Raw genomic sequence first — 21,254 nt, forward strand, 5'->3', positions numbered from 1 at the left:
TTATAAACTATTTTTACACATAATATTGAGAAATAATAATGGGTCAATTTTTTTACCTTCAACTATTATTTCATAATGGAGATGAGGACCAGTAGAACGTCCTGTATTTCCACTTAAGCCTATCAGCTGCCCGGGCTTTACGGATTCTCCTTTTCCAACAAATAAAGCCATTAAATGTCCATATCTGGTTCTAAAGCCTCCCTCGTTATCAATTAAGATGGTATTGCCATATCCTCTTTCGTATGCTGAACTTAAAACGATCCCATAATAGGTAGAAAATACAGCAGTTCCTGGAGGTACAGAAAAGTCAACACCCTGATGCTTTTTAAATACTCCATCAACAGGATGCTTTCTATACCCGTAATTGGATGAAACAATTTTACTATAGGATTCAACCGGTGGTATCATCTTTTGTGATTGTACTTTCTGATAAGTAAATACAGTAAAAAGAATAAAAAAGGCAGGAAGTATCCTATTTCTTTTACTAAGAAATTTATACATAAGAAGTTGTCGTCATTTTATGTTTTCCCGATTACAAAAAATCAATTTTGTTGAGCATCCTCATGAGAAGACGGCTCACTGCTCATAGCAGCTTCTTCTTCCCGGGAAATTCTATATAATTCGTTTTCAATAAGAATATCTACCTCTTTTACAATTCTTTCAAAATTTCCATTTAAAACCTCATTGATCATTTCACCTTCTATAATGGTGGGTATTTTATTCTTTATCTGATCCGTACGCTTCTCTACTTTTATTTTTCCTCTGAAGATCTTCCGGTTAATTTCTTCTCCGAAATTATCAGCAACCACTCCTACAAATTCTCCCTGAGAAAGCTGAGATATAGCAGATACCGGAATTGCATACTCTAAATTCTCATTAATGGAATAGGAGTTATTCGTATCAATGGTTACATTTTTTAATTTTTGCTTTTTCTTTCCAAATATTTCCTGGAGCTTGCTTGCCGTCTCACTTCTTACTGAACCACTGAAAATATTACCTACGATATTAAATATGGTTTCCGCTACTTTATCGCCATAATCTCTCTTCAGCTGTTCGAGATCCTGCATTCCGATAGTTGTAGAAACTTTATTCGATCTTGCCGTGGCAATCAGGTTATCCAACCCCATAAAATACATGGTAGGCAGCTCGTCCAATATCACTGAGCAAGGCTGTCTTCCCTGTTGGTTTATTTCTTTCAGAAGCTGTGTAACCACAAGCCCTAACGCAGGGGAATTGGTGGTTTGGGTACTTGGTGAATTGGCAATGATTAATATGCATGGACTTTCGGGATTATTGATACTTAATGAAATATTTTCTTCAGGAAAAACATTATTACCCATCACCCAGAATAATTCCTTTGTTGCTAATTGAGACAGAGGTATTCTCGCAGAGGCTGTCTGACCTGAAAGCTGCTCGTAAGCCTGTTTTGCCAAAGCATCTGCAAAAGGAGTCATAAAGAACCTCAGTTCTGAGTATTGGCCAAAAACCTTAAATACTTTTTCATCCGGCAAAGAAGCTAAAGAGATGGCATGAGGCAGTGTACAGAATTTCCCGTCTTCATAAATTCTCAGAAAATAAATGCAGGCCGCGAAATAGGAAATGGCTGACTGGGCAAAAAAGTCTTTTTCAGTAATCCATTCTTTATTTAAGTTAAATAAGATCGTTTGTGATGCTTCAATGGCATCTGCAGCTTTTCTTATTAATTGAGGATCCAGAGGATTCACAAAATTAGATTTCTCCAGATCATCTAAAGAAACCACACAGAAACGAGGTTCAATGTCGTATTTATCTTTATAATATTCATAAAAAGCAAATGTTTCTTTTGCCAGTGCAGGAAATTTGAAATCATACACCATCATCGAAAACTGCTTTTGAATATGCTGCCGTATATATTCTTCAACTACAGAATAAGACTTTCCTGATCCCGGAGTCCCCAAAACCATCGTGGCTCTGAAAGGATTCACTACATTGATCACTCCGTTCTCTGTTTTAAAATTTACAGAATAAGGATTTTTCTTCACTACTTTTTCCTGTTCAAAAATTTGATTTTTATCATTAAATTCATCCTTTTTATCATAAAAATTGAAGAATTTTCTGAACTTTAAAAACCCAACTATATAAATAATATAAGAGGCAAAAGAGATAATCGTATAAGAAATAATCTCAATTTTCAAAACCGAAATGCTTAAGAAAGTGATCAGAGATGATCCTACTATGATAACATTCCTCATAAAAGAAGAATTTTCTCCCACTTCTCTCTTAACTTCAAACCCAAAGCAGCAAAAGGAAACAATAGCAAGGCTTATCGTTCTTAATAGTAATGGATTCTTAATGAGCGGGAAAGTTTTAAACAACTTTATGATGAATATATTGATATATTCGTTACCCAATCCTTTCTCAGCTATATAACTATATTTAGAATAATAAATATCTACTAAAATAAATAGTATACTTACTAAAAAGGAAAATATAATTAATATATCTAAAGAATATTTATCGTTTTTCATAATACACAGTGTAACAGAATTCCGTTGTTGAAATTCTAAATTATCATCAATACCTGGCCCTCAAAAAGGATTTTTAAATACAGTATTGTATCGTTATCTTCAGTCTATTGGGAATCTTCTTCATTAAGAGCAGCCTCCGCCTTTATGCCATTGCCAGCATCGTCAGCTGAAGCATTCTCAAACCCTTTACTTTTGAATAAATAGTTTTCAATGAGTAAACCATGAGGATTATTTTCAGTCCTTGCTACATTATATAAATCGAAAGAGGAATAAAACAGATTTTTTGTGCTCACATTCTGATCCACTCTGGAGACGCTGAGTTTTCCATAAACAGAGGCATGATAAGGATATTCTTTATCGTTAACTTTTATAGAATCTATCTCCAGTTTCTGAACCAGGTTCTGAGATTGTATCCTAGCAAAATGCCCGTTGGCTTTAAGAGACAGATACAATTGTTTTCCGGAGTTTCCAATCAGGTAGAGCGCCTCGTTGATATTCTTATCATAACTGAACTGATCATACCCAAAAAATAATCTGTGAAACACTTTAATCTGGTTCTTGATCTCAGGAAGTCTGTAATTTTCATAATCCTGATCATTATTCATAGAGTTTGCAATCGCAGCCTGTCCCTTTTCAGTGATAATATATATTTTTTTAGTAAAAACTTTACTTACATAAACGGCCCAGACTGAACTGGAAATGATGGCTATTATTGCAATAGAAAAGCTAAGAAATAATGCTTTTTTAACTAAAGAGTAAGTAGAAGGAATTTCACGTAATTTTTTTAAATCCATTGGTATTTTAATATTGATAAATGATGATACAGATAACAGAACAGCACTCTATTTGAATATTTTAACTTTAAAAGACGCTTTTCTGCAATTTTCACATAAGGGATATAGATTTTCTTCTTTATTTTCTGATAGAGGAGCAATATTAGCCACTTTAACATTCTGGTCACCTTTGCACTTTATGCACGCCATTTTATTGTTATTCGACAAGTTAATTTTCGTTATTGATGCTTTATTTCCAGCTTCTGTTTGAGCTGACTTCACACTCTCTTCTTCAATATTTGAAGGTTTAAGAAAAGATTTAAATTCCATAGTTCAATTAAAGAAGTTCTTAATGACATACGGTTAGAATATGCCACAAACAAAATTTCAGGAAAAAGTTGTACGAAGATGATATTGAATAATATGATGCTTTAAAGTATTCAATATTCCTGCAGGGGACGGTGGTATTAATTGAGATTTAAGCTATACCAGCTAAGGAATCTATAGCTTAAATCTAACAACCAGTTAAAGAGTTCTATATTTTAGATGAATACATGAGTAATGACATCAACCAGCCCAAAAATTGCTAAACCTATCACAAAACGGACAAAATTCTTTTGAGCCTGTTCGTTACCCTGCATATACTGAACAAATATCAGAAACGCACCCACCACCGCAAAAGCAGCAACTCCTGCATTCAATGAGGTTTTAAGGGTGGTTGTCCAACCGGAAATTTTTGCATCAATTGTTCCGGCACCACTACCTCCCTGAGAATATAGTAAATTCCCCATTGGCAATAATAATGCAATTAAGCCCCTTCTATTAAATTTCAAATTTTTCATTTCTATTCTATTTTAAAACTAAATTTCAATTTTTGTTTGTTTATATTTATCTGTAACTGCAATATCTGTTGAAAATGTAGTACTTTCGTTAACGGATTTCCCGGAACGATGGCTGCCCACAATCTGCTGATAATTGGGAGATTGAATCTAAACTCAATCGTTCAATTCAGAATCTGATAATGGCTCAGTGGTTTTTAGATTCCTTACGATCTTTTGAATTGATGCTGATCAGATTTTCTAATTTCTCATCAAATCTGATACATTGTACTCCCATCTTAAAATCAAAAAAGAATTCTTTAAACTCTCCTTTTCTGGGGTACTTTTTGATGATGTATAAATACAGGATGGGGATTACTAAAAACACTAATGATACCAGTACCTTCTTAAATACAATAAAAAGAAACAACATCAGACATATAACAACTATCATTGCGGTGATAACAGGATAACCAAAGACTAAAGGAGTCCTTTCTAATGTTTTTGGGGTTTTATATTCCATATAATTTGTGTTTATTTTAATCGAAAAATTCTAATCATTACAAAAACTTCACGTAAGTAAAGCCTGTTTTGATCATAAAGGATGGCAGGCCGATTATAAATCGGATAAATTTTCTCAGCCTGCACATACCCAACCTATATTGATGAATACTAATTGTTTTCACAATTGCAAAACTTGTCAGATTAGCAGCGGTGGTTTACTTCATAACTTTTGTCCACCCGGCTTTCTGATGTCATGCTATTAATCCTTTATATAACAAATTCATGATCATATAGAAATAATACTTTTTAATCTACAAGTACTTTTTCTATAGTACATTTTTTGCTTGTGTCTTTATTGACTAAGTACTTCTAACGCATTCTTTGTGCTCTAGCAGGAACCGGAGGGGCTTGATCAGCTTTAGCTCTAGGAGGAACCGGAGGAGCCTGATCAACTTTACCTCTAGGAGGAACTGCAGGTGCTTGATCTGTTTTAGCTTTAGGAGGAAGTGGAGGAGCAACTTGAGAACGATCCATTCCTTTTGCCTGAGATGCCTGAGACTTACCACCCTGTTCTCTAATCATTTGTGGCTTATTCTGTGTTTCAGTAAATTTTGAAAGATTTCCTTTTATATCATTTTTATCATTCAATACCACATTTTCTTTATATTTATGTTTACTTGAATGAAGCTCTCCTGCAGCATCACGATAGGCATATAATCCCTCTTCTGTATCTTGATTTTCTGTATAATCATGAGCTGAAGCTTTATCTGTTTTAGCCTTAGGAGGAACTACAGGAGTTCTAGGAGGAACTTCCGGAGCTGACAAACTCACACCTTTAGAAACAGATTCCTGCTTACCGGAAAGCGTTTTTTCAACTGCAGTAGTAAGATCCTTCAAGACAATTCCATTCGGTACTAAAATTCCGGTATTCGTAGCAGAATTACTGTTGTTTCTAAATACTTGAATATTTTCCTTACTATCATCAACAAAAATATTATGAACCGTATGCAGATCTTGATTTCTTACTCTTTGATTTTCTTCATATTTTTGTATTTCTGTAGTTTTATCCTGAGCCATTTTAATACGGTCACTATTAATTGGAACAGAAATTATTGAAATATCCTTTAATTCAGTTAAGCCGCTCATTGCATATACTGCCTTAATCGCATTCGGATACATAGAGGCAGTTAATACAACAACATCAACACCCTGGCCTTTACTTTTACCAACAAAGTCATTCAAACCCTTTCCATCAAAAAATTCAAAGCTGTGAGCTTTATGTTTTGGATTACCCTTAGCCCTTCCCCTATCCATCGTTAAGGACAACTCTAAAGCATCCTTTACCGCCTGTTTAGATCCCTCTGAAAGAGGACCTATATTCATCAGTTCCCTCTCTAACTGTTTTCTTGTTAATCCGTTAATATCGTTATCTTCGTACTGTCTTATAAATTGCGCCAGACTATTATGAAGGTGCCCATCAAATTGTGTGTTATCGAAGTCTAAAAAGACATTTGTTTTTGTTTGCATTTTTTATACTTATTTATTAATACTGATTATTTAAAATAGTACCCAATACATTTATTTTAAGCAGATCATCCATTGCGCAACGTGTAATTAAAATACCGTTATTGTTTAACTATTAATTGTTTGCAAAATTAGGAGCTGTTACAGTCCAGTGAAAATTAATACCGTAAGAATAAACCGTTATGTATGTAGTTTTTATTCGTGTTAATGAGCTGAAAAAAAATGACATTATCTTCAACAGATATACTTAAGAACCCCTCTTTCTTCCATCTCACTACTCATCTCTGGAGTATATAATAAATGATTCATTATTGGTTTACAGAATCTATTGCAAACACACCATTTATTACACAAAACACAATTAAAACAACCTATTGTTCAATTATTAATAATTCGAAAAAATAATTGATTTGATCATTTGCAGGAAAATAAGACCGTAAGAATAAGCAGCCGTGCATGTAGTTTTTATTCGTGTTATAATCAAAAAATCACACTATCTCCGTGTATGACTACTCCTAAAAAATATTCTCCATAAAAAACGGATGACTAACCTCCATCGGTCAATAATTTATCGGGTATGATAAGCAAAAAAAAGATCATATCAGTTAACGGATCTGTCATATTACATTATCTGCAAATAGTTTAATGTATGTAAACAATGACAACTTATATTTTCATCGAAGTAGTTTAATAACTACAAATAATCACCTGTATTACAAACACTTAATCAATACTTTTATCCACTATAATATGCCATTGATCTGCAATAATATAACGATTCAAACTGGCTAAAAATAAAAGATACTATGAACGATTTACTTACTATTGCAATTGTAACTGCATCCGTTGTTCTCTTTTCGTATTTAATGACGAGCCTCAGGGCCAATAAAAATTTACGGGAAAAACTATTACTTCAACCCATACAAACGGCAGCAATCAAAACGAAAGTATTACACATTCTTTTTAAAAGGAATCTCAGGAATGAAAGATTACTTTCAAAAATCAAAACCACAGAAGATAAACCAACAGATTCGTTTCTTCGATAATCAGAAAAAATTATTGACCTAACCCTGTTCGTAATAATGGCTTCGACAGGCTCAGCCTGACAATGCTTAAAAATTTCGGTTGATATTCTAGGTTTCACCGAGCCTGCCGAAGGGTTATCAATACAAAACCTTTGTTAATCATTAATATCGAGTATCAATTAAGGGATAAACCGACCAATGATCTGATCATGATTTTATTCCTGAAATAATAACTCAGACTTCTATCAGCAGGGCATTTTTTGCTGCGAATCAATACATTTCAATTTTTTACAAACATGATTAAACACGTTAAATATTTAATTGTAGCTGGAATATTCCTTTCCTTTAATCAACCTCGGGATAAAACTCCAAATGAAAAAGATATAATTGATTTTATTATAAAAAATAAACAGAATCAACTAAAACTTCTGGAGAACCTTGTTAATATCAATAGCGAAACATCCAATGTTGAAGGTGTTAAAAGAAATGGAGAAATCATCCAATCAGAGTTGGAAGCTCTGGGGTTTAATGTAAAATGGCATAACCTTCCTGCAGAAATGCATCATGCCGGAAGCTTAGTGGCTACCATCAAAGGTAATTCGGGTAAAAAAATACTGATCATAGGACATCTGGATACTGTTTTCCCTATTGACAGTCCTTTTCAACGTTTCACCCTTTCCTCCGACCATCAATATGCTACAGGACCAGGGGTTATCGATGCTAAAGGAGGAGTTGTTACCATTCTCTATGTAATGAAGGCCCTGCATCATGTTGGAGCCCTTAACAATGCCGATATCACCATTGTACTCACCGGCGATGAAGAACTGGCTGCGAAACCAACAAGCATATCAAGAAAAACCCTCATCGACATTGCCAAAAATAGTGATATTGCTCTGGGATTTGAATTTGCCCTTTCACCTGATGAACTCATTGTGGGAAGAAGGGGTCTTGATGAATGGTTTTTGACCTCAACGGGAAAATCACAGCATTCAGCAACTATCTTTCAACCCGATACAGGCTTTGGTGCCGTTTATGAAGCATCGCGTGTACTTAATGAAATACGGCAGAATCTTTCCCTTACTCCGGGACTCACTATTAATACAGGGCTTCTTCTGGGAGGCCAAAAAGTACATGAAGACCTTGAAACAGGAACAGGCTCTGCTTCCGGACGTAAAACCATTGTTCCTGCCATAGCTTATGCGCATGGTGATATGCGGTTTCTTTCTGATCAACAACGAAATGAAGCACAGAAGAATATGGTACAAATTTCAACGCGTTCATTAGAAGGTACCAACAGCAGCATTAGCTTTAAGCCCATTATTCCTCCAATGCAGGCAACAAAATCCAATGATAAGCTACTGGCATTATACAGTACAATTAATCAAAACCTGGGAGGCTCAGCAATAAAGGCGGCATCACCTGCGCTTCGGGGTGGAGCTGATATATCTTACACCTCTCCCTTTATCAAAGCAGGATTAGATGGCCTGGGACCCTGGGGTAAAGGCGCCCATACAGAAAACGAAACTTTAGAAATTAAGGCCCTGACTATAGCAACGCAGCGAACAGCCTTATTCATAGCTGATTATATAAAATAACAATAAATAGAAAGACAATAAAAAACGTCATCCATGTAGTTTTATAACTACTGATTTTCATCTTGCAATGATAACAATTTTCCTAAATTTACCATTATAAAAATCACTTGTTGTTAGTATTTTCTTAACATCAAATAGTTGCTTTGGGTTCAAAAAATCTAAAAACCAATTTTCAAAAAAATCTGTAACTGAACTAACCTTACCAGCAATGGTATATTTTTTAGATGAAAATGAGCCCAGGGCCTATTAAAAACTGATTTTTATATTTCTATAAATACTCTTTTCAACGCTCAAACATTTCGGCTGGTATTCGGTCACCCTCAGCCTATCGAAGGGTTATTCATAAGAATACATTCAATTTTTAATTCTGTTTAATTTTATCTCTCGCATTAAACCATTCTATTTCACCAACAACAATATGCTAACTTATCAGAGATTAGTATACTTATGGTAATCTAAAAAATCACTATTCCTTCTAGTAATAATAGCTTCGACAGGCTCAGCTTGACAACGCTCAAACATTTCGGTTGGTATTCGGGCTGTCACCCTGAGCCTGTCGAAGGGTTATCCATAACAATAGATTCAATTTTTAATTCTGTTTATTTTTATCTTCCGCATTAAAACATTTTATTTCACCAACAAGGAGTATGCTAACTTAAAAGAGAGTCAGCCAATTTATGACAATCTAACAAATAGTACTATCCCTTCTAGTAATAATAGCTTCGACAGGCTCAGCCTGACAACGCTCAAACATTTCGGTTGGTATTCGGTTGTCACCCTGAGCCTGTCGAAGGGTTATCCATAACAATAGATTCAATTTTTAATTCTGTTTAGTTTTAGAAATTGATCCAGGCTGCATTTTCCAGCTCCAAAAGATAAAAGAGTAAGGAGCATCAGAATATAATACAATGGGATTTCCAAGCCATTATCTCCCGCATCAAAACCATTTCCCCAATGTACAGTAACGATCGCGACAATCATCGTAATGATTAAAGGAATTGAAATCCATCTGTTAAGCAGTCCTAAGGTTAACAGAATTGCTCCCAAAAGCTCAGTCCCTGTTGCTAAATAAGCATTCAATACAGGTAAGGGAATGTTTATACTTTCAAACCACTCTGCAATACTGCTGATATCTTTTAACTTCATTATTGCGGGATTAAAAAAGCCATATGCCAGCACCAGACGTAAACCCAATAACACAAAATCCTTTATTCTATAAGACCTGTTAATTATTTCTTGTATTTTTTTCATTGTAATGTAATGATGTTAAGAAAGGAGCATGACCATGCTCCTTATAAAAGTAAATCCTGCTTATATTTGGTATCCTAAAAAAATAGTATTCTGCAATGCAAACTGTTCAAAATCCTGATATAATTTCATGATTTTTTCCCTGTCGCTATCATATTTAGCAAGTAATTCTATGAAATCTTTTCTGCTGAAACAGCCTTCATTGGCTTTTAAAATGATTTCCACAAAAGGATATGAAAGATCATTGAACTGTATTTGTTTTGTATAGAAGTCCCGATGCACAGAGACAAAATACTGACCTTTGTCTTCTTCTGTAATTTCTTTCCCATTTTTTAGATGAACAGGATATTCTGTAGATAAAATCTTAATTTCCGGATTAGGGATAATCCTATCTTCCTGTGATTTTTTTTCTATACTGAATTCATCAATGGGTAAATCCTCCATCATAAAAACTTCAATCTCCAGCCATTCATACTGTAGGAGAGTAACAAGGAAAGAGAATTTTTTCTTAAAAGGGAAATTAACCTGCTGATAATAATCTGAAAATTCCTGCGGAAGTTTCCATACCTGAGGAGTTTGACATTTGTGGTATTCAAAAAAATGCATGACCATTTTTTTCCATCTTCTTTTACCAATCAATTTCCTTGTCATAGGAAATGCTCTTCTCAGGGTATCTTTTATCACATTATATACCAGCCTTCTGTAATGAAATGTATGTTCCTGGATACTGGTTTGCGGCTCATATAAACCGGTTCTGCAGTACAAAGCAAGATCCGTTTGAAGAGAAAATGTTTTATTGTCCATATTCAGTATCCAATTGAAGTGTTAGGATTTCATTTTTTAACAATTTCAGAGTGTCAATTTCATATTGTAAGTTTTCCAGTTCCGGAATATTAAAATCCCTTTCCAAAAGAACAGGAATATCTTTGCCTGTTTTCTCCATAGTCCATGCCAATAAGTTATATACAGGATCAATAATATCTTCTCCATGAGTATCTATAATTAAATGATCATTGACCTTATAATGACCTGCCATATGAATATATTTCACCTTATCCAGAGGCATGCTTTGGATAAACTTTTCTGCATCATACTTGAAATTAAATGCATTAACATAGACATTGTTTACATCCAGTAGTAATTCGCAGCCCGTCCTGCTGACAATTTCATTGATGAAATCTGCTTCTGACATTTCAGCTTTTAAAACAGTATAATAGCTTCCGTTTTCTAAAATTAACGGCCTTTTCAAAATATCCTGAACCTGAAGAATATTTTCTGAAACCCGCTCTACTGCTTCCTGGGTGAAAGGGATAGGCAGTAAATCATACAAATGGGCATTATCCACTTTAGAGAAAGTAAGATGCTCGGAATACAATACGGCTTGAGTATCTTCCAAAAACTGCTTTACCTGTTTCACAAAATCCTTATCTACTCCTTCCGGACTCCCCACAGAAAGAGACAGTCCATGACAGTAAAGCGGGTATTTTTCCATGACTTGTTTTAATTCCTTCTTCCAGTATCCTCCGATTCCCATCCAGTTTTCGGGTGCTACTTCTACAAAATCAGGTTGTAAAACATCAGTATTTAAAAATGTTTTTGAGAATTCTTTTCGATAACCGATTCCTACCATAATCTTATATTTTTAATTAAGCTGATGTACTTAAAAAAACCGACAGACCTATTGTACAGATCTGCCGATTGAGAAGAAAATTTATTTAGTTGATGATGTTTTTGGTTTTTTGGTTTTTGGGGCTTCATTCTTAGTCTTTTTTCCACCACATTTTCCTTCCCCGCACTTCCCTTCTTTAGTTTTGGTTTCTGTTTTTTTTCCTCCACATTTTCCTTCGCCACATTTTCCTTCTGAAGTTTTTTTATCTCCGCACTTAGCTTCACCGCTTTTTCCTGTTTTACCTCCACAAGCAGCTTCTGTGGAATGTTCTTCCATTGATTTCACAGTAGCGAAAGCCGTGTTGGTTCCTAATGTAAACGCTCCTAAAGTGAGAGCTCCTAATAAAATTGATGGTTTTTTCATTATTTAAATCTTTAAAAATTATGTAACATTATTGCTTCTGGCTATGTAATTACTGGCTTCATCATCTATCTTGCATGGATCTGATTTACTTTGAATACTTACAATTAGTTTCTTATAGAAGGTCGAAATTCATCTGTATTTTTACAACTGGTCATCAGCATTTTTAATCTGGTAAGAGAATCATAAAACTGAATTCTCATTTTGTAAAAGTATATCATTCAGCTAGGTCCAAAAAAAATATTCTGTAGATATAAATTGTTGCGCCAACATAATAATTCGATCTGACTGTAGTCAAAAAAGGATCATTGTGTAAATGGTAAACGGTCATCAGAATGAAGCTCAAAAAATAAAAATCCGGAGAAAACAGATTCTCCGGATTAACAGTGTTCAAATTTTTGTCAACTTATTTCAGGACAACTCAGTATATTGAATACCATGAGTTCTAAACAAATTAACAGTCTGAATTATTTTACAAACTCCAATGTTCCATGGGCAGGGTTATACAATGTCCCGACAATTTTTATCTTTCCATTATCCTCCATTTCCTTAAGGATCGGACTTTTCGTCCGTATATCATTGAGTGCTATTCTAACATTATTTTCAGAAACTAACTTTATAAACTCATTGTTTTTTGAGTTCTTCATTCCTGAAAAGCTCAGACTTATATTCACCGCTGGTCTTAGCCTGTAAAGCGTTGCTGTAATATTACCAAACCTGACATTATCAATGGCTGCTTTTACAGCTTCACAATGTTGATGTCCCATTACCACGACAAGTCTGGCACCTGCTACTACACAAGCAAACTCAATACTTCCCAATACATCTTCATCTACAAAATTCCCTGCGACTCTTCCCTCAAAAATATCTCCCAAACCCTGATCAAAAATATCATCCACAGAAACACGGTTATCTGAACAGCTTACAACCATAGCTTTAGGAAACTGCCCTGTTACAAGCTTTCCTATATGTTTTGTATGATCTCTGACGTTTACAATTTCATCCTGAAATCTTTTATTTCCCTCCATAAAATCTTTCAGAACCGCTTCGCCCGTTAATTTATCCTGTTGTTCTTTTGTCATTACATGAGAAGAAACCTTTGACTGAGTCTCTCTATTTTCTTTTTTACATGAAACCGCCAATCCAAAGAGTAACAGACTTAATAAAATATATTTTTTCTTATTCATAATCAGATGTGTTTTTAATTTATCTTTAATCCTAGTTACCTTAGGAAGTACATCTTATTTATCAGGATTCGGCGTATATCTTAAATAAGGTTTAATTTCTATAAGACCTTTCGGATATAATCGTCTTGCATCCTCTGTAGAAATACCGGCCGGAATAATCACAACATCACCCACTTTCCAATTAACTGGGGTTGCTATGGTATATGTATCCACTAACTGTAAAGAGTCCAGAACCCGTATTATTTCATCAAAATTACGCCCTGTAGATGCCGGATAAGTAATCATTAAACGAATCGTCTTATTGGGATCAATGATTAACAGAGAACGGACTGTCGCTGTTGTGGATGCCTTTGGGTGAATAAAGTCATAAAGCTTTGAAATGGCAAGATCATCATCAGCAATGATTGGAAACTGAACACAGGTCATCTGGGTTTCATTAATGTCTTTGATCCAGTTCTGATGATCTTCTACTTTATCAACACTTAATGCAAGTACTTTAGTGTTGCGGTTATCAAATTCCGATTGAAGCTTTGCTGTCATTCCCAGTTCCGTAGTACAAACAGGGGTATAATCTGCAGGGTGAGAAAATAAAATTCCCCATGAATTTCCAAGATAATTATAGAAATCTATTGTACCAACAGACGACTCGGCCTGAAAATTTGGGGCAGTATCACCTAATTTAATTGACGTCATTATTTTTATTTTAATTGATCATATTATTCCTATCGCAAAGTAAATTCTGTAGATGTTTTATTATTGTTTTTCAATTATTTGCAAAACTATTTAAAAACTAATGCATTGAATAATACAGCTCGTAAACATTACACTATAAGAATGTAAATATTAATTGCAGGGATGAACAAAAATTCTATGAACAAATCTTATTTTCCGGCAAGCGGCTTTGCACTGTTCTATATGATTTTTAATCTTTAGGGGATTACAAAATTAAACTCTTTCATTTCGTTAATTCTTCAGATCATGAACAATTCTAATAGAGAACTTTGAAAGTTTTAGAAACTCAGACATTAAAAAGCCGGAATTTTCCGGCTTTCTATTATTTGTAATCTACTTGATATTATTTAAGGTTTAATCATAAAGAATTCACTATAAAAGTATCTTTTCCCGTATAAGTTGACAATAAATCTTTCTTCAGATCTTTTATGCAACAGGACTTGACTTATTAAAAATCTTTCGCCACCACTACCCATTCATTGGTTACATTTCCAAATGTATTTGCAGCAATAGCAAAAATAGTAATTCTTTTAAGCCCGGTAATACTGGTTAATTTTACTGCATTACTAACGGTTGGCGTTGATCCTGTCAGAGGTACAGCAGTACCAGCAGAAGCCACAATATATATCGATTTACCTATCTGAGATGAGGTGGGTATCGGTAAATTGATAGTTGTTCCGGAAGATCCACACCAGAGAACAGACTCATTTCCCGTTGCATTATAAGTTCCGGTAGGAATTAGTGATAAAGAAACCGGACCTGCCAACAAATTGTTGAAAGGGACATTTCTGACATCCCCTAAATTATCAATAGTAAGCACATTAGTCCCTGCAGTAGCCGTCTGCAGACTTGATACCCTTATTGGCAATGCAGAAGCATTAATATCCAGCATTCTTTGCGGCGTGGCTGTACCTATTCCTATCCTGTGATTGGCTGCATCTACTGAGAGTGTACTACCATCAACGGAAAATGCATTGACCTGATTTCCTGTAAATGAGAGTGTATTAGTCCCCTGTGATACGGTACGGTTACTCGTAAGGCTTCCGTTTGTATTATAAATATTCACACCTGCAATTCCTACAGCGCCACCGTCCGTAGGTCGCCATCCGGAATTACTGTATACATACTCCAGGGCTTTTCCATTGGGAATGGTAACCCCATTCAGTGTAGCTCCAAAACCGCCTGTTGTATTGTTGAAGATGATAAGACGCTGACCTGCATTGGGTGCAACTGGTGCAGTAATCGTTACTGTGGCAGTGGCCGCTCCCGTAAGCTGTACCTGGCTTACATTAGCTGGTACTGTGACCGCATTACCGGATATAGCTATTGCTGTTTCACGATTAGTGATTGCTCCGTTTACATCAAGCGTTGTCCCAGGAGTTACAGTATTAACCCCCACATTACCTGCTTGAGCAAAAAGGCCTATGTTTACATAGAGTAAACCAACTAAAATTAGTTTTTTGGGAATCATGATAAATAAATTTTTGTTTTTTTGTGTTATTTAGAATTTAGAACAATGAATTTAGAAATCCATATTATGACAGTCTATCAGAATCTATTTAAATCCCGTTGAGCGGAAGTTTTAATAAATTCTCAAATATTCTTTCCCTACTTGTGATCTTATAAAAAAATATTTTTCATCCGTAATTGATTGATATAAAGTTACAACTATATAATAAATTATAAAGAAAAATATACCATTATTATCAATTATACGTACTGTCCGAGATCTGGCTTAGAACTTTCTTTAAATACATATTAACAATAATTTATAAAAAAAGACGGACAAAACATTAAAATGTCTCGTCCGTCTTGGTGACCGCAGAAGGATTCGAACCCTCACTGTCGGAGCCGAAATCCGAAGTTCTATCCATTAAACTATGCAGCCGTATTCATAAGTTATGAATGATAAGTACTGAGTAATACCTGATTACTTACCATTCATTGTCTTTTATGTTTTAGAAAGTAATTTTCACACCTCCCAGAATCTGTGCACCCAGGACTTTATATCCTTTGTAAGTCTGGTATTTTGAGCTCAGAAGATTATTTCCGAGTGCGAAAATACTGAAATTTTTGTGAATTTTATACTCTGCAGAAAGATTTAAATCAGCATAACCGCCAACTTTATCATTTGTATTCTCTGTAGACTGGAAGATTACATTTGGAGCGCCTACGCCTTCGATTGCATAAGAGTTTGTTGTTCTGTCACTTGCAAAGATTCCTTTAAATCCTAACAATAGCTTTTTGTCAAGCATGGTATATTTTGCCCCGATGCTCGCATTGAACAAAGGAACGTTATAAATATTGTCATAATTCTTAAGATCGTACTTGGTGAACCTTAATTCTCCATCTAAAATCAGGTTTGCCAATGGAAAATACTGTATACTACCTTTAATATCGCTTACATTTCCATCGTCATATACTGCAGAGAATGTATTGGCAAAATTGTAAGCAGAGCGGTTAACAGAGGTATTATCAAAAAGCCCGTTAGCCTTAAAGAACATAATATCTCTCATCTTTCCATATCCTGCAGAGAAGTCATATTTCACTGTTTCATCAATATCCCCTCTCAATCCTACATAAAAATGGTATTTCGTTTCTGTTGGCTTTAAAAACTGGTCAGAAAGGATGAATGGATTCGTCTGTAACATGTCTCCGTAGGTGTTTAGTTTAAGACCTCCGTCTACCCCTCCATAGAATTTAAATTCTTGGGCTGCTGCAAACTGAAATTCTGCCTGCGGGAACCAATAGGTTTTATTGTTTTTCACCTGATCCATCTGCTCATTGGAATTCTTTGCATTCAGGAAAGAGAATGAAGAACCTAATGTCAAATAAGAATCTCCTTTTCTGAACGTCACTTTCGGAGTCAGGCTGGTATTGAAGAAATTGGAAGAGTTTTTATCTCTGATGGCAAAATCGGTCTTTACCGCATCTAATCCTACTCCAAGGTCAGCATTCAGATTGATTCCTGATTTACCCAGTTCAACAGCATGTTTGGAGAAGTTCGCAAGGATGGAAACCTGGTTTTCCTGCGCATCAAAATGATCTTTCAGGAATGATGATTTTACCCTTACATCATTTAAGATTTCATTGGAATAAAAATCATAGTAACCGTTTACTTTAAACTGATTTACTTTTTGTTTCAGATCAAGCTCTCCGGTAGGCTGCATGGCGTAGATTCCATAATAATTATAGCTGTCTAAACCATATTCAGCATTAAGGTTGAATTTCCCCTTTTCACCATATGAGTTTAAGAAAGCGCCAATATTAGCAGAAGTCTGCCCGGATTTCCAGTCGTAGTCTTTTTTAAGACCATTAGTGGAAAGAACATGAACATCTGCTCCTACTTCAAGCTTATTTTCAAGGGTTTTTGAGACGTTTCCGTCTATCAGAATTTTTCCGTAATTACCCATTCCGAACTGGAAGTAGTTATTCTGAGCCGTTCCGTCAAATTTCGGAGCTACATCTTCACCCTGAATGGTTGAAGTCTTGAAGTCTGAAACAGCAGGAACATCCGTGATGGTATATTTCACGGGAGTCTGTGATTTCTCTTCCGGCGGATAATTTTTAATGGTTTCCACAGAAGTCTTCTTCTTCTCGATCTTCTTCACTTCCGGTTCTCTCTTTTTATTAAGAACCAGTTTTTCCTCCTTGATCTGGGAAAACGCCACGGACGAAATTCCTAAAAATAATATGGATAATATTTGAATCTTCTTGTTCATATTTTCTTTATTTGAAAAAAATATATAACGGGTTTTTATTTATTGGAAGCGATATAGCTGCCTAATAAAGCTTTCCCTGACTGTTTTGAAAAAGTTCTCCCTAGTCTGAATATATTAAACAGCCAGAGGCTTTGATAAACCTGTAGTTTGTATTGATAATTTTTTGTTGTACTGTTCTCAGCTACATCATAACTGTAAGAAATATCATAAGGAAATCCTGAAGGCAATAATCCGACTGTCAGCATACTTCCAATCATTGGGTTTCCGCAAGGAGGAGTATAGGTTTTCATCGGATGCAGAGTTATTTTTGCTGCATGGGTACTGTCTTCTACAATTTCATAAATATCAGAATGTTTTAAAATTTTAAATTCTCTTTCAAGATCCTTGTTCATTACAAAAACTTTTTGCTTTTTGAAATCAGCTTTTGCATGGTTATACTCTTTTGGGTAGGCACTGTACGACGGAATGCAACTCCAGAGAGAAGTGGAAATCAAAAAAGAATATAGGGTAATTTTAAACACCTTCTTCATGTATTATTTCTTAATCTGTTTTTTAACTTCTTTAGCTTCAGCTACGATCTCTGGGAAATCTTTGTAATTCGCGATGATCTGATCACACGTATAACTTGCCTGATAATTATCCTTCAGACCGATATAGTTTTTCGCCATCAATACCAACGCTTTTGCTCCCCAGAATTCTTCTGATGCATAGTTATTGGCTAGCTTAAAGATCGTCTCATTAGAAGACTTGAACGCTTTCCCTTTGTTCTGATAATATGCCTTTGCATATAAAGCTTCCGCAGCTACAGAAGTGTTGGATGATTTTTCAAGAGCAACATAGGCAGACTGTGCGTCTTTATCTTTTCCTGAATTCATCAGACTTCTTGCTTTGATCACTTTTGCAGTTTCAATAACGGCTGCTGAGTTTTTAGAATTAGCAATGACTGCATTAGCCAGTTTCTCTGCTTCTGAGAAGTTATTTTCTTCTGCATACAGTTTCATCAGCTCTACATTAGCATAATTTTTAATGCTGATATCAGACGAATTTTTAATGCCTTCAAGATACTTTTTGGCTTCTGCCGTATTCCCCTGTGCAATAAAGATTTGAGCTAAACGAGTTTGTGCATCATCCTGGTAATCATTCTGAATTACAGCAACTTCTTGAAGAACAAGTAAAGCTTTAGTTGAATCATTGGTCTGATAGTAACTTTCTCCCAATTCATACTTCGCCTGGTACAATCCTTCCCCTGTTGGGTTCTGTGTCAGATACTTTTCGTAGTAAGAAATGGCACTTTTATAATCTTTCTTAGCAAAGAACTGTTTAGCTGTTGAAAGGTTAATTTCATCTATTTCAGCAGTATCTACATTCACCCCAATATTTCTTGCGAAAGTTTCATACCCTGAAACATCTCCGTTTTTCGTGAAGATAGGTTTTGCAGCCTGAACCACTTTCTGAGCATAGGCTGTATTTTTATACTGCTCACCCAGAGACTTCAGTTCAGAAAGCGCTTTATCATTCTGATTCTGGTCTATGTAATTCTGCGCTCTGTAAATTGAGGCATTTGCTATTAAATCTTTATCAGAAGATCCTTTAATTACTTTTCCGAAATAATCATTGGAGTTCGCAAAATCATCCTGAGCTGCATACGCTGTTCCTATTTCGTATTGAGCGTCATCAAAATATTCAGAATCCGGATATTTCGATAAAAGGTTTTTAAGGTTGGTAATCTTCGCCTGAGTATCTCCTTTGAATCCTAAAGCCATTGCTTTCTGATACAAAGTATAATCCGTAGCATCTTCATTCTTATCATAGATGGCAATCGCTTCATTCAGATCATTGTTGGCATAATGAATATCCGCAAGACGAAGTTCTGCATCATTTTTAAACTCCGGTTTCGGATTGGTAAGATACTGTTTGAAATAAGTAGCAGCCTGATCAAATTTCTTGGATTTAAAATAAGCATATCCTAAATCATAAGGCAGCTGCTGTTTTTCAGGGAAGCTTTCGGTAAGAAGCTTTTCATAACGAACAATGGCAGAAGGGTAATTTCCTTTCTGGTAATATACCTGTGCCAGCCAGTATAAAGCTCTGCTGTTGAATTCCTTATTGATATTAAAGCCAAGACTTCTTAAGAAATATTTCTCCGCTTCATCATAATTTCCTTTGTTGAATTCTTCAGTCCCCAATAAATAAGAAACCTCCTGGTCTACTTTGTTGATCTCAGGAGTTGAACTCTGCAATCTGTCAATAGCATTCAGGGTTTCTTTATAGTTTCCGGAATACAGATATGATTTCACCAATAGTGATCTCATTTCTGTAGCATTGGCACCATTCTGATTTTCGTTGATATAACTTTGGATCACCGCAGAAGGGCTTTCAAACGGGTTTCCGATATCATAACTTAATTTGGCATACTGCTCATGAGCCAGCTTTTTCACTTTCGCATCATAATCCATCTGATAAGAAGAACGGAATGCGGAAAGCGCTTCCTGCTTTTTATCAACTGCCAGATAAGCATTTCCTAACTGATAGTAAGCATTTTGTGCTAAAGCAGAATTGCTGTTCAGAAGCTGGTTGTAATAAGAAACCGCTTCATCATATTTTTTAAGCTGTGCAGCGACAAATCCCATCTCATACAAATCGTTTTCGGATGGATTCTGCTGTACGCTAAGATAATCTTTTAAATGTGGGTAAGCAGAACTGTAATCATTCTTCATGAAATAACTCTCTCCGATGATCTTATGAACTTCCGCTTTGTAAGAATCTGAAATATTTTCTTTTAACAGCGCATTTCCTTCTGTAATTGCCTGATCGTAATTCTTATCATTATAATACATCTGTACATAATAAGGACGTACAAGCTTCGAGAATTTATCCTGATCTTTTATGGAATCAAAATACTGGAAAGCTTTATCATTCTGTCTGTTGCTGTAATATAAATGCCCCAGCATGTAAGCGATATCTCCTTTTTGAGACTGATCCGCTGATTTATAAGCTTCTTCCAGTGCATCAATTGCTCCCTTGGAATCACCCGTCATAAATTTTGCATATCCAAGTTTCAGAATATACTGGGTATTTTCCTCTTTCGAAAGCTGGTACTGATTTACCTTTTTCAGCGTTTCCAGCGCTTTGTCAAAGTCTTTCTTCGCTAAATAGTAATCTGCCAGCGGAAGATTAGCCTGAGCAAAATAAGCAGAATTAGGATATTCTTTTATAAAAGCTGTTAACCCTTCTTCAGCATGATTTTTCTGAAGAATCACACCAATTACATTATCAAAAAACTGCGCAGCTTCCTTTTTCGAACGGGACAAATTCTGATTGTAGAAATATTGTCTTGCATATTCGTATTGTGAAGCGTTATAAATTTTAGTCTGATAAAGGTTTTCGGCTAGATTGAGCCTGTAATTTTCTTTCTGGGTAAAATATTGGGACTGTTGAGCATCGGAGATTCCGAAATAGATTACAGCAGCCGCTAAAAGTATTTTTTTTGATTTCATTCTTCTTGATATAAGAAAATTAGTCTAAATAAGTTAACGAAAATATTAAAAACTTATTGTTTAAGCAAGTTTTAACAGCGTTAATGGATGTTA

18 protein-coding genes and 1 tRNA gene are annotated in these 21,254 nt (G+C 35.2%); 1 reads left to right on the plus strand and 18 read right to left on the minus strand.

The window, feature by feature from the left end:
* From FB551_RS08910 to FB551_RS08940, 7 genes are all read right to left on the minus strand, one after another.
* A complete protein-coding gene (locus FB551_RS08910) occupies positions 1-408 on the minus strand; it encodes a M23 family metallopeptidase (RefSeq protein WP_167497841.1) in 408 nt (135 codons plus the stop codon).
* A 134-nt stretch (positions 409-542) separates the two neighbouring features.
* The gene (locus FB551_RS08915; protein WP_142016855.1) at positions 543-2,507 is read right to left on the minus strand and encodes a type IV secretory system conjugative DNA transfer family protein; all 1,965 of its coding nucleotides are present in this window, start codon (positions 2,505-2,507) and stop codon (positions 543-545) included.
* Positions 2,508-2,611: 104 nt separating this feature from the next.
* Positions 2,612-3,301, minus strand: coding sequence for a hypothetical protein (locus FB551_RS08920; RefSeq protein ID WP_142016857.1), 690 nt, complete (start codon positions 3,299-3,301; stop codon positions 2,612-2,614).
* A gap of 48 nt (positions 3,302-3,349) precedes the next feature.
* The gene (locus FB551_RS08925; RefSeq protein ID WP_142016859.1) at positions 3,350-3,610 is read right to left on the minus strand and encodes a hypothetical protein; all 261 of its coding nucleotides are present in this window, start codon (positions 3,608-3,610) and stop codon (positions 3,350-3,352) included.
* 212 nt (positions 3,611-3,822) lie between these two features.
* Entirely contained in the window at positions 3,823-4,122 is a 300-nt protein-coding gene (locus FB551_RS08930) for a hypothetical protein (protein WP_142016861.1), read from the minus strand.
* A gap of 184 nt (positions 4,123-4,306) precedes the next feature.
* On the minus strand, positions 4,307-4,621 hold the full coding sequence (locus FB551_RS08935; RefSeq protein WP_142016863.1) for a hypothetical protein: 315 nt from the start codon (positions 4,619-4,621) through the stop codon (positions 4,307-4,309).
* Between the two features lie 350 nt (positions 4,622-4,971).
* The gene (locus tag FB551_RS08940) at positions 4,972-6,129 is read right to left on the minus strand and encodes a hypothetical protein (protein ID WP_142016865.1); all 1,158 of its coding nucleotides are present in this window, start codon (positions 6,127-6,129) and stop codon (positions 4,972-4,974) included.
* Between the two features lie 1,318 nt (positions 6,130-7,447).
* Here FB551_RS08940 and FB551_RS08945 point away from each other — a divergent pair.
* Positions 7,448-8,746, plus strand: coding sequence for a M20 family metallopeptidase (locus tag FB551_RS08945; RefSeq protein ID WP_142016867.1), 1,299 nt, complete (start codon positions 7,448-7,450; stop codon positions 8,744-8,746).
* An 813-nt stretch (positions 8,747-9,559) separates the two neighbouring features.
* On the opposite strand, the gene FB551_RS08955 is transcribed toward FB551_RS08945, so the two are convergent.
* The 11 genes from FB551_RS08955 to FB551_RS09005 form a co-directional block, all read right to left on the minus strand.
* A complete protein-coding gene (locus FB551_RS08955) occupies positions 9,560-9,997 on the minus strand; it encodes an HvfX family Cu-binding RiPP maturation protein (protein ID WP_142016869.1) in 438 nt (145 codons plus the stop codon).
* Between the two features lie 60 nt (positions 9,998-10,057).
* Positions 10,058-10,798: an HvfC/BufC N-terminal domain-containing protein gene (locus FB551_RS08960; RefSeq protein WP_142016871.1), complete on the minus strand. Its 741-nt coding sequence runs from the start codon at positions 10,796-10,798 to the stop codon at positions 10,058-10,060.
* Complete coding sequence (locus FB551_RS08965; RefSeq protein ID WP_142016873.1) at positions 10,788-11,624, minus strand: HvfB family MNIO-type RiPP peptide maturase; 837 nt, start codon at positions 11,622-11,624, stop codon at positions 10,788-10,790. The genes FB551_RS08960 and FB551_RS08965 overlap by 11 nt, the downstream gene beginning before the upstream one ends.
* A gap of 81 nt (positions 11,625-11,705) precedes the next feature.
* Positions 11,706-12,026 (minus strand): HvfA family oxazolone/thioamide-modified RiPP metallophore, encoded by a 321-nt coding sequence (locus tag FB551_RS08970; protein ID WP_142016875.1) that lies wholly within the window; start codon positions 12,024-12,026, stop codon positions 11,706-11,708.
* A 464-nt stretch (positions 12,027-12,490) separates the two neighbouring features.
* Positions 12,491-13,210 carry a carbonic anhydrase family protein gene (locus tag FB551_RS08975; RefSeq protein WP_226798652.1) on the minus strand — a complete coding sequence of 240 codons (720 nt, stop codon included), beginning with the start codon at positions 13,208-13,210 and terminating at the stop codon, positions 12,491-12,493.
* A gap of 54 nt (positions 13,211-13,264) precedes the next feature.
* Positions 13,265-13,903 (minus strand): peroxiredoxin, encoded by a 639-nt coding sequence (locus FB551_RS08980; protein ID WP_142016877.1) that lies wholly within the window; start codon positions 13,901-13,903, stop codon positions 13,265-13,267.
* Positions 13,904-14,390: 487 nt separating this feature from the next.
* Positions 14,391-15,413, minus strand: coding sequence for a hypothetical protein (locus tag FB551_RS08985; RefSeq protein ID WP_142016879.1), 1,023 nt, complete (start codon positions 15,411-15,413; stop codon positions 14,391-14,393).
* A 342-nt stretch (positions 15,414-15,755) separates the two neighbouring features.
* A tRNA-Arg gene (locus FB551_RS08990) sits at positions 15,756-15,830 on the minus strand.
* A gap of 70 nt (positions 15,831-15,900) precedes the next feature.
* The gene (locus FB551_RS08995; protein WP_142016881.1) at positions 15,901-17,664 is read right to left on the minus strand and encodes a TonB-dependent receptor; all 1,764 of its coding nucleotides are present in this window, start codon (positions 17,662-17,664) and stop codon (positions 15,901-15,903) included.
* 35 nt (positions 17,665-17,699) lie between these two features.
* The gene (locus FB551_RS09000; protein ID WP_142016883.1) at positions 17,700-18,056 is read right to left on the minus strand and encodes a hypothetical protein; all 357 of its coding nucleotides are present in this window, start codon (positions 18,054-18,056) and stop codon (positions 17,700-17,702) included.
* Between the two features lie 141 nt (positions 18,057-18,197).
* Positions 18,198-21,161 carry a tetratricopeptide repeat protein gene (locus FB551_RS09005; protein ID WP_142016885.1) on the minus strand — a complete coding sequence of 988 codons (2,964 nt, stop codon included), beginning with the start codon at positions 21,159-21,161 and terminating at the stop codon, positions 18,198-18,200.
* Between the last annotated feature and the right edge of the window lie 93 nt (positions 21,162-21,254).

The organism is Chryseobacterium aquifrigidense, from assembly GCF_006716485.1.
In the GTDB taxonomy this organism is placed as follows: domain Bacteria; phylum Bacteroidota; class Bacteroidia; order Flavobacteriales; family Weeksellaceae; genus Chryseobacterium; species Chryseobacterium vietnamense.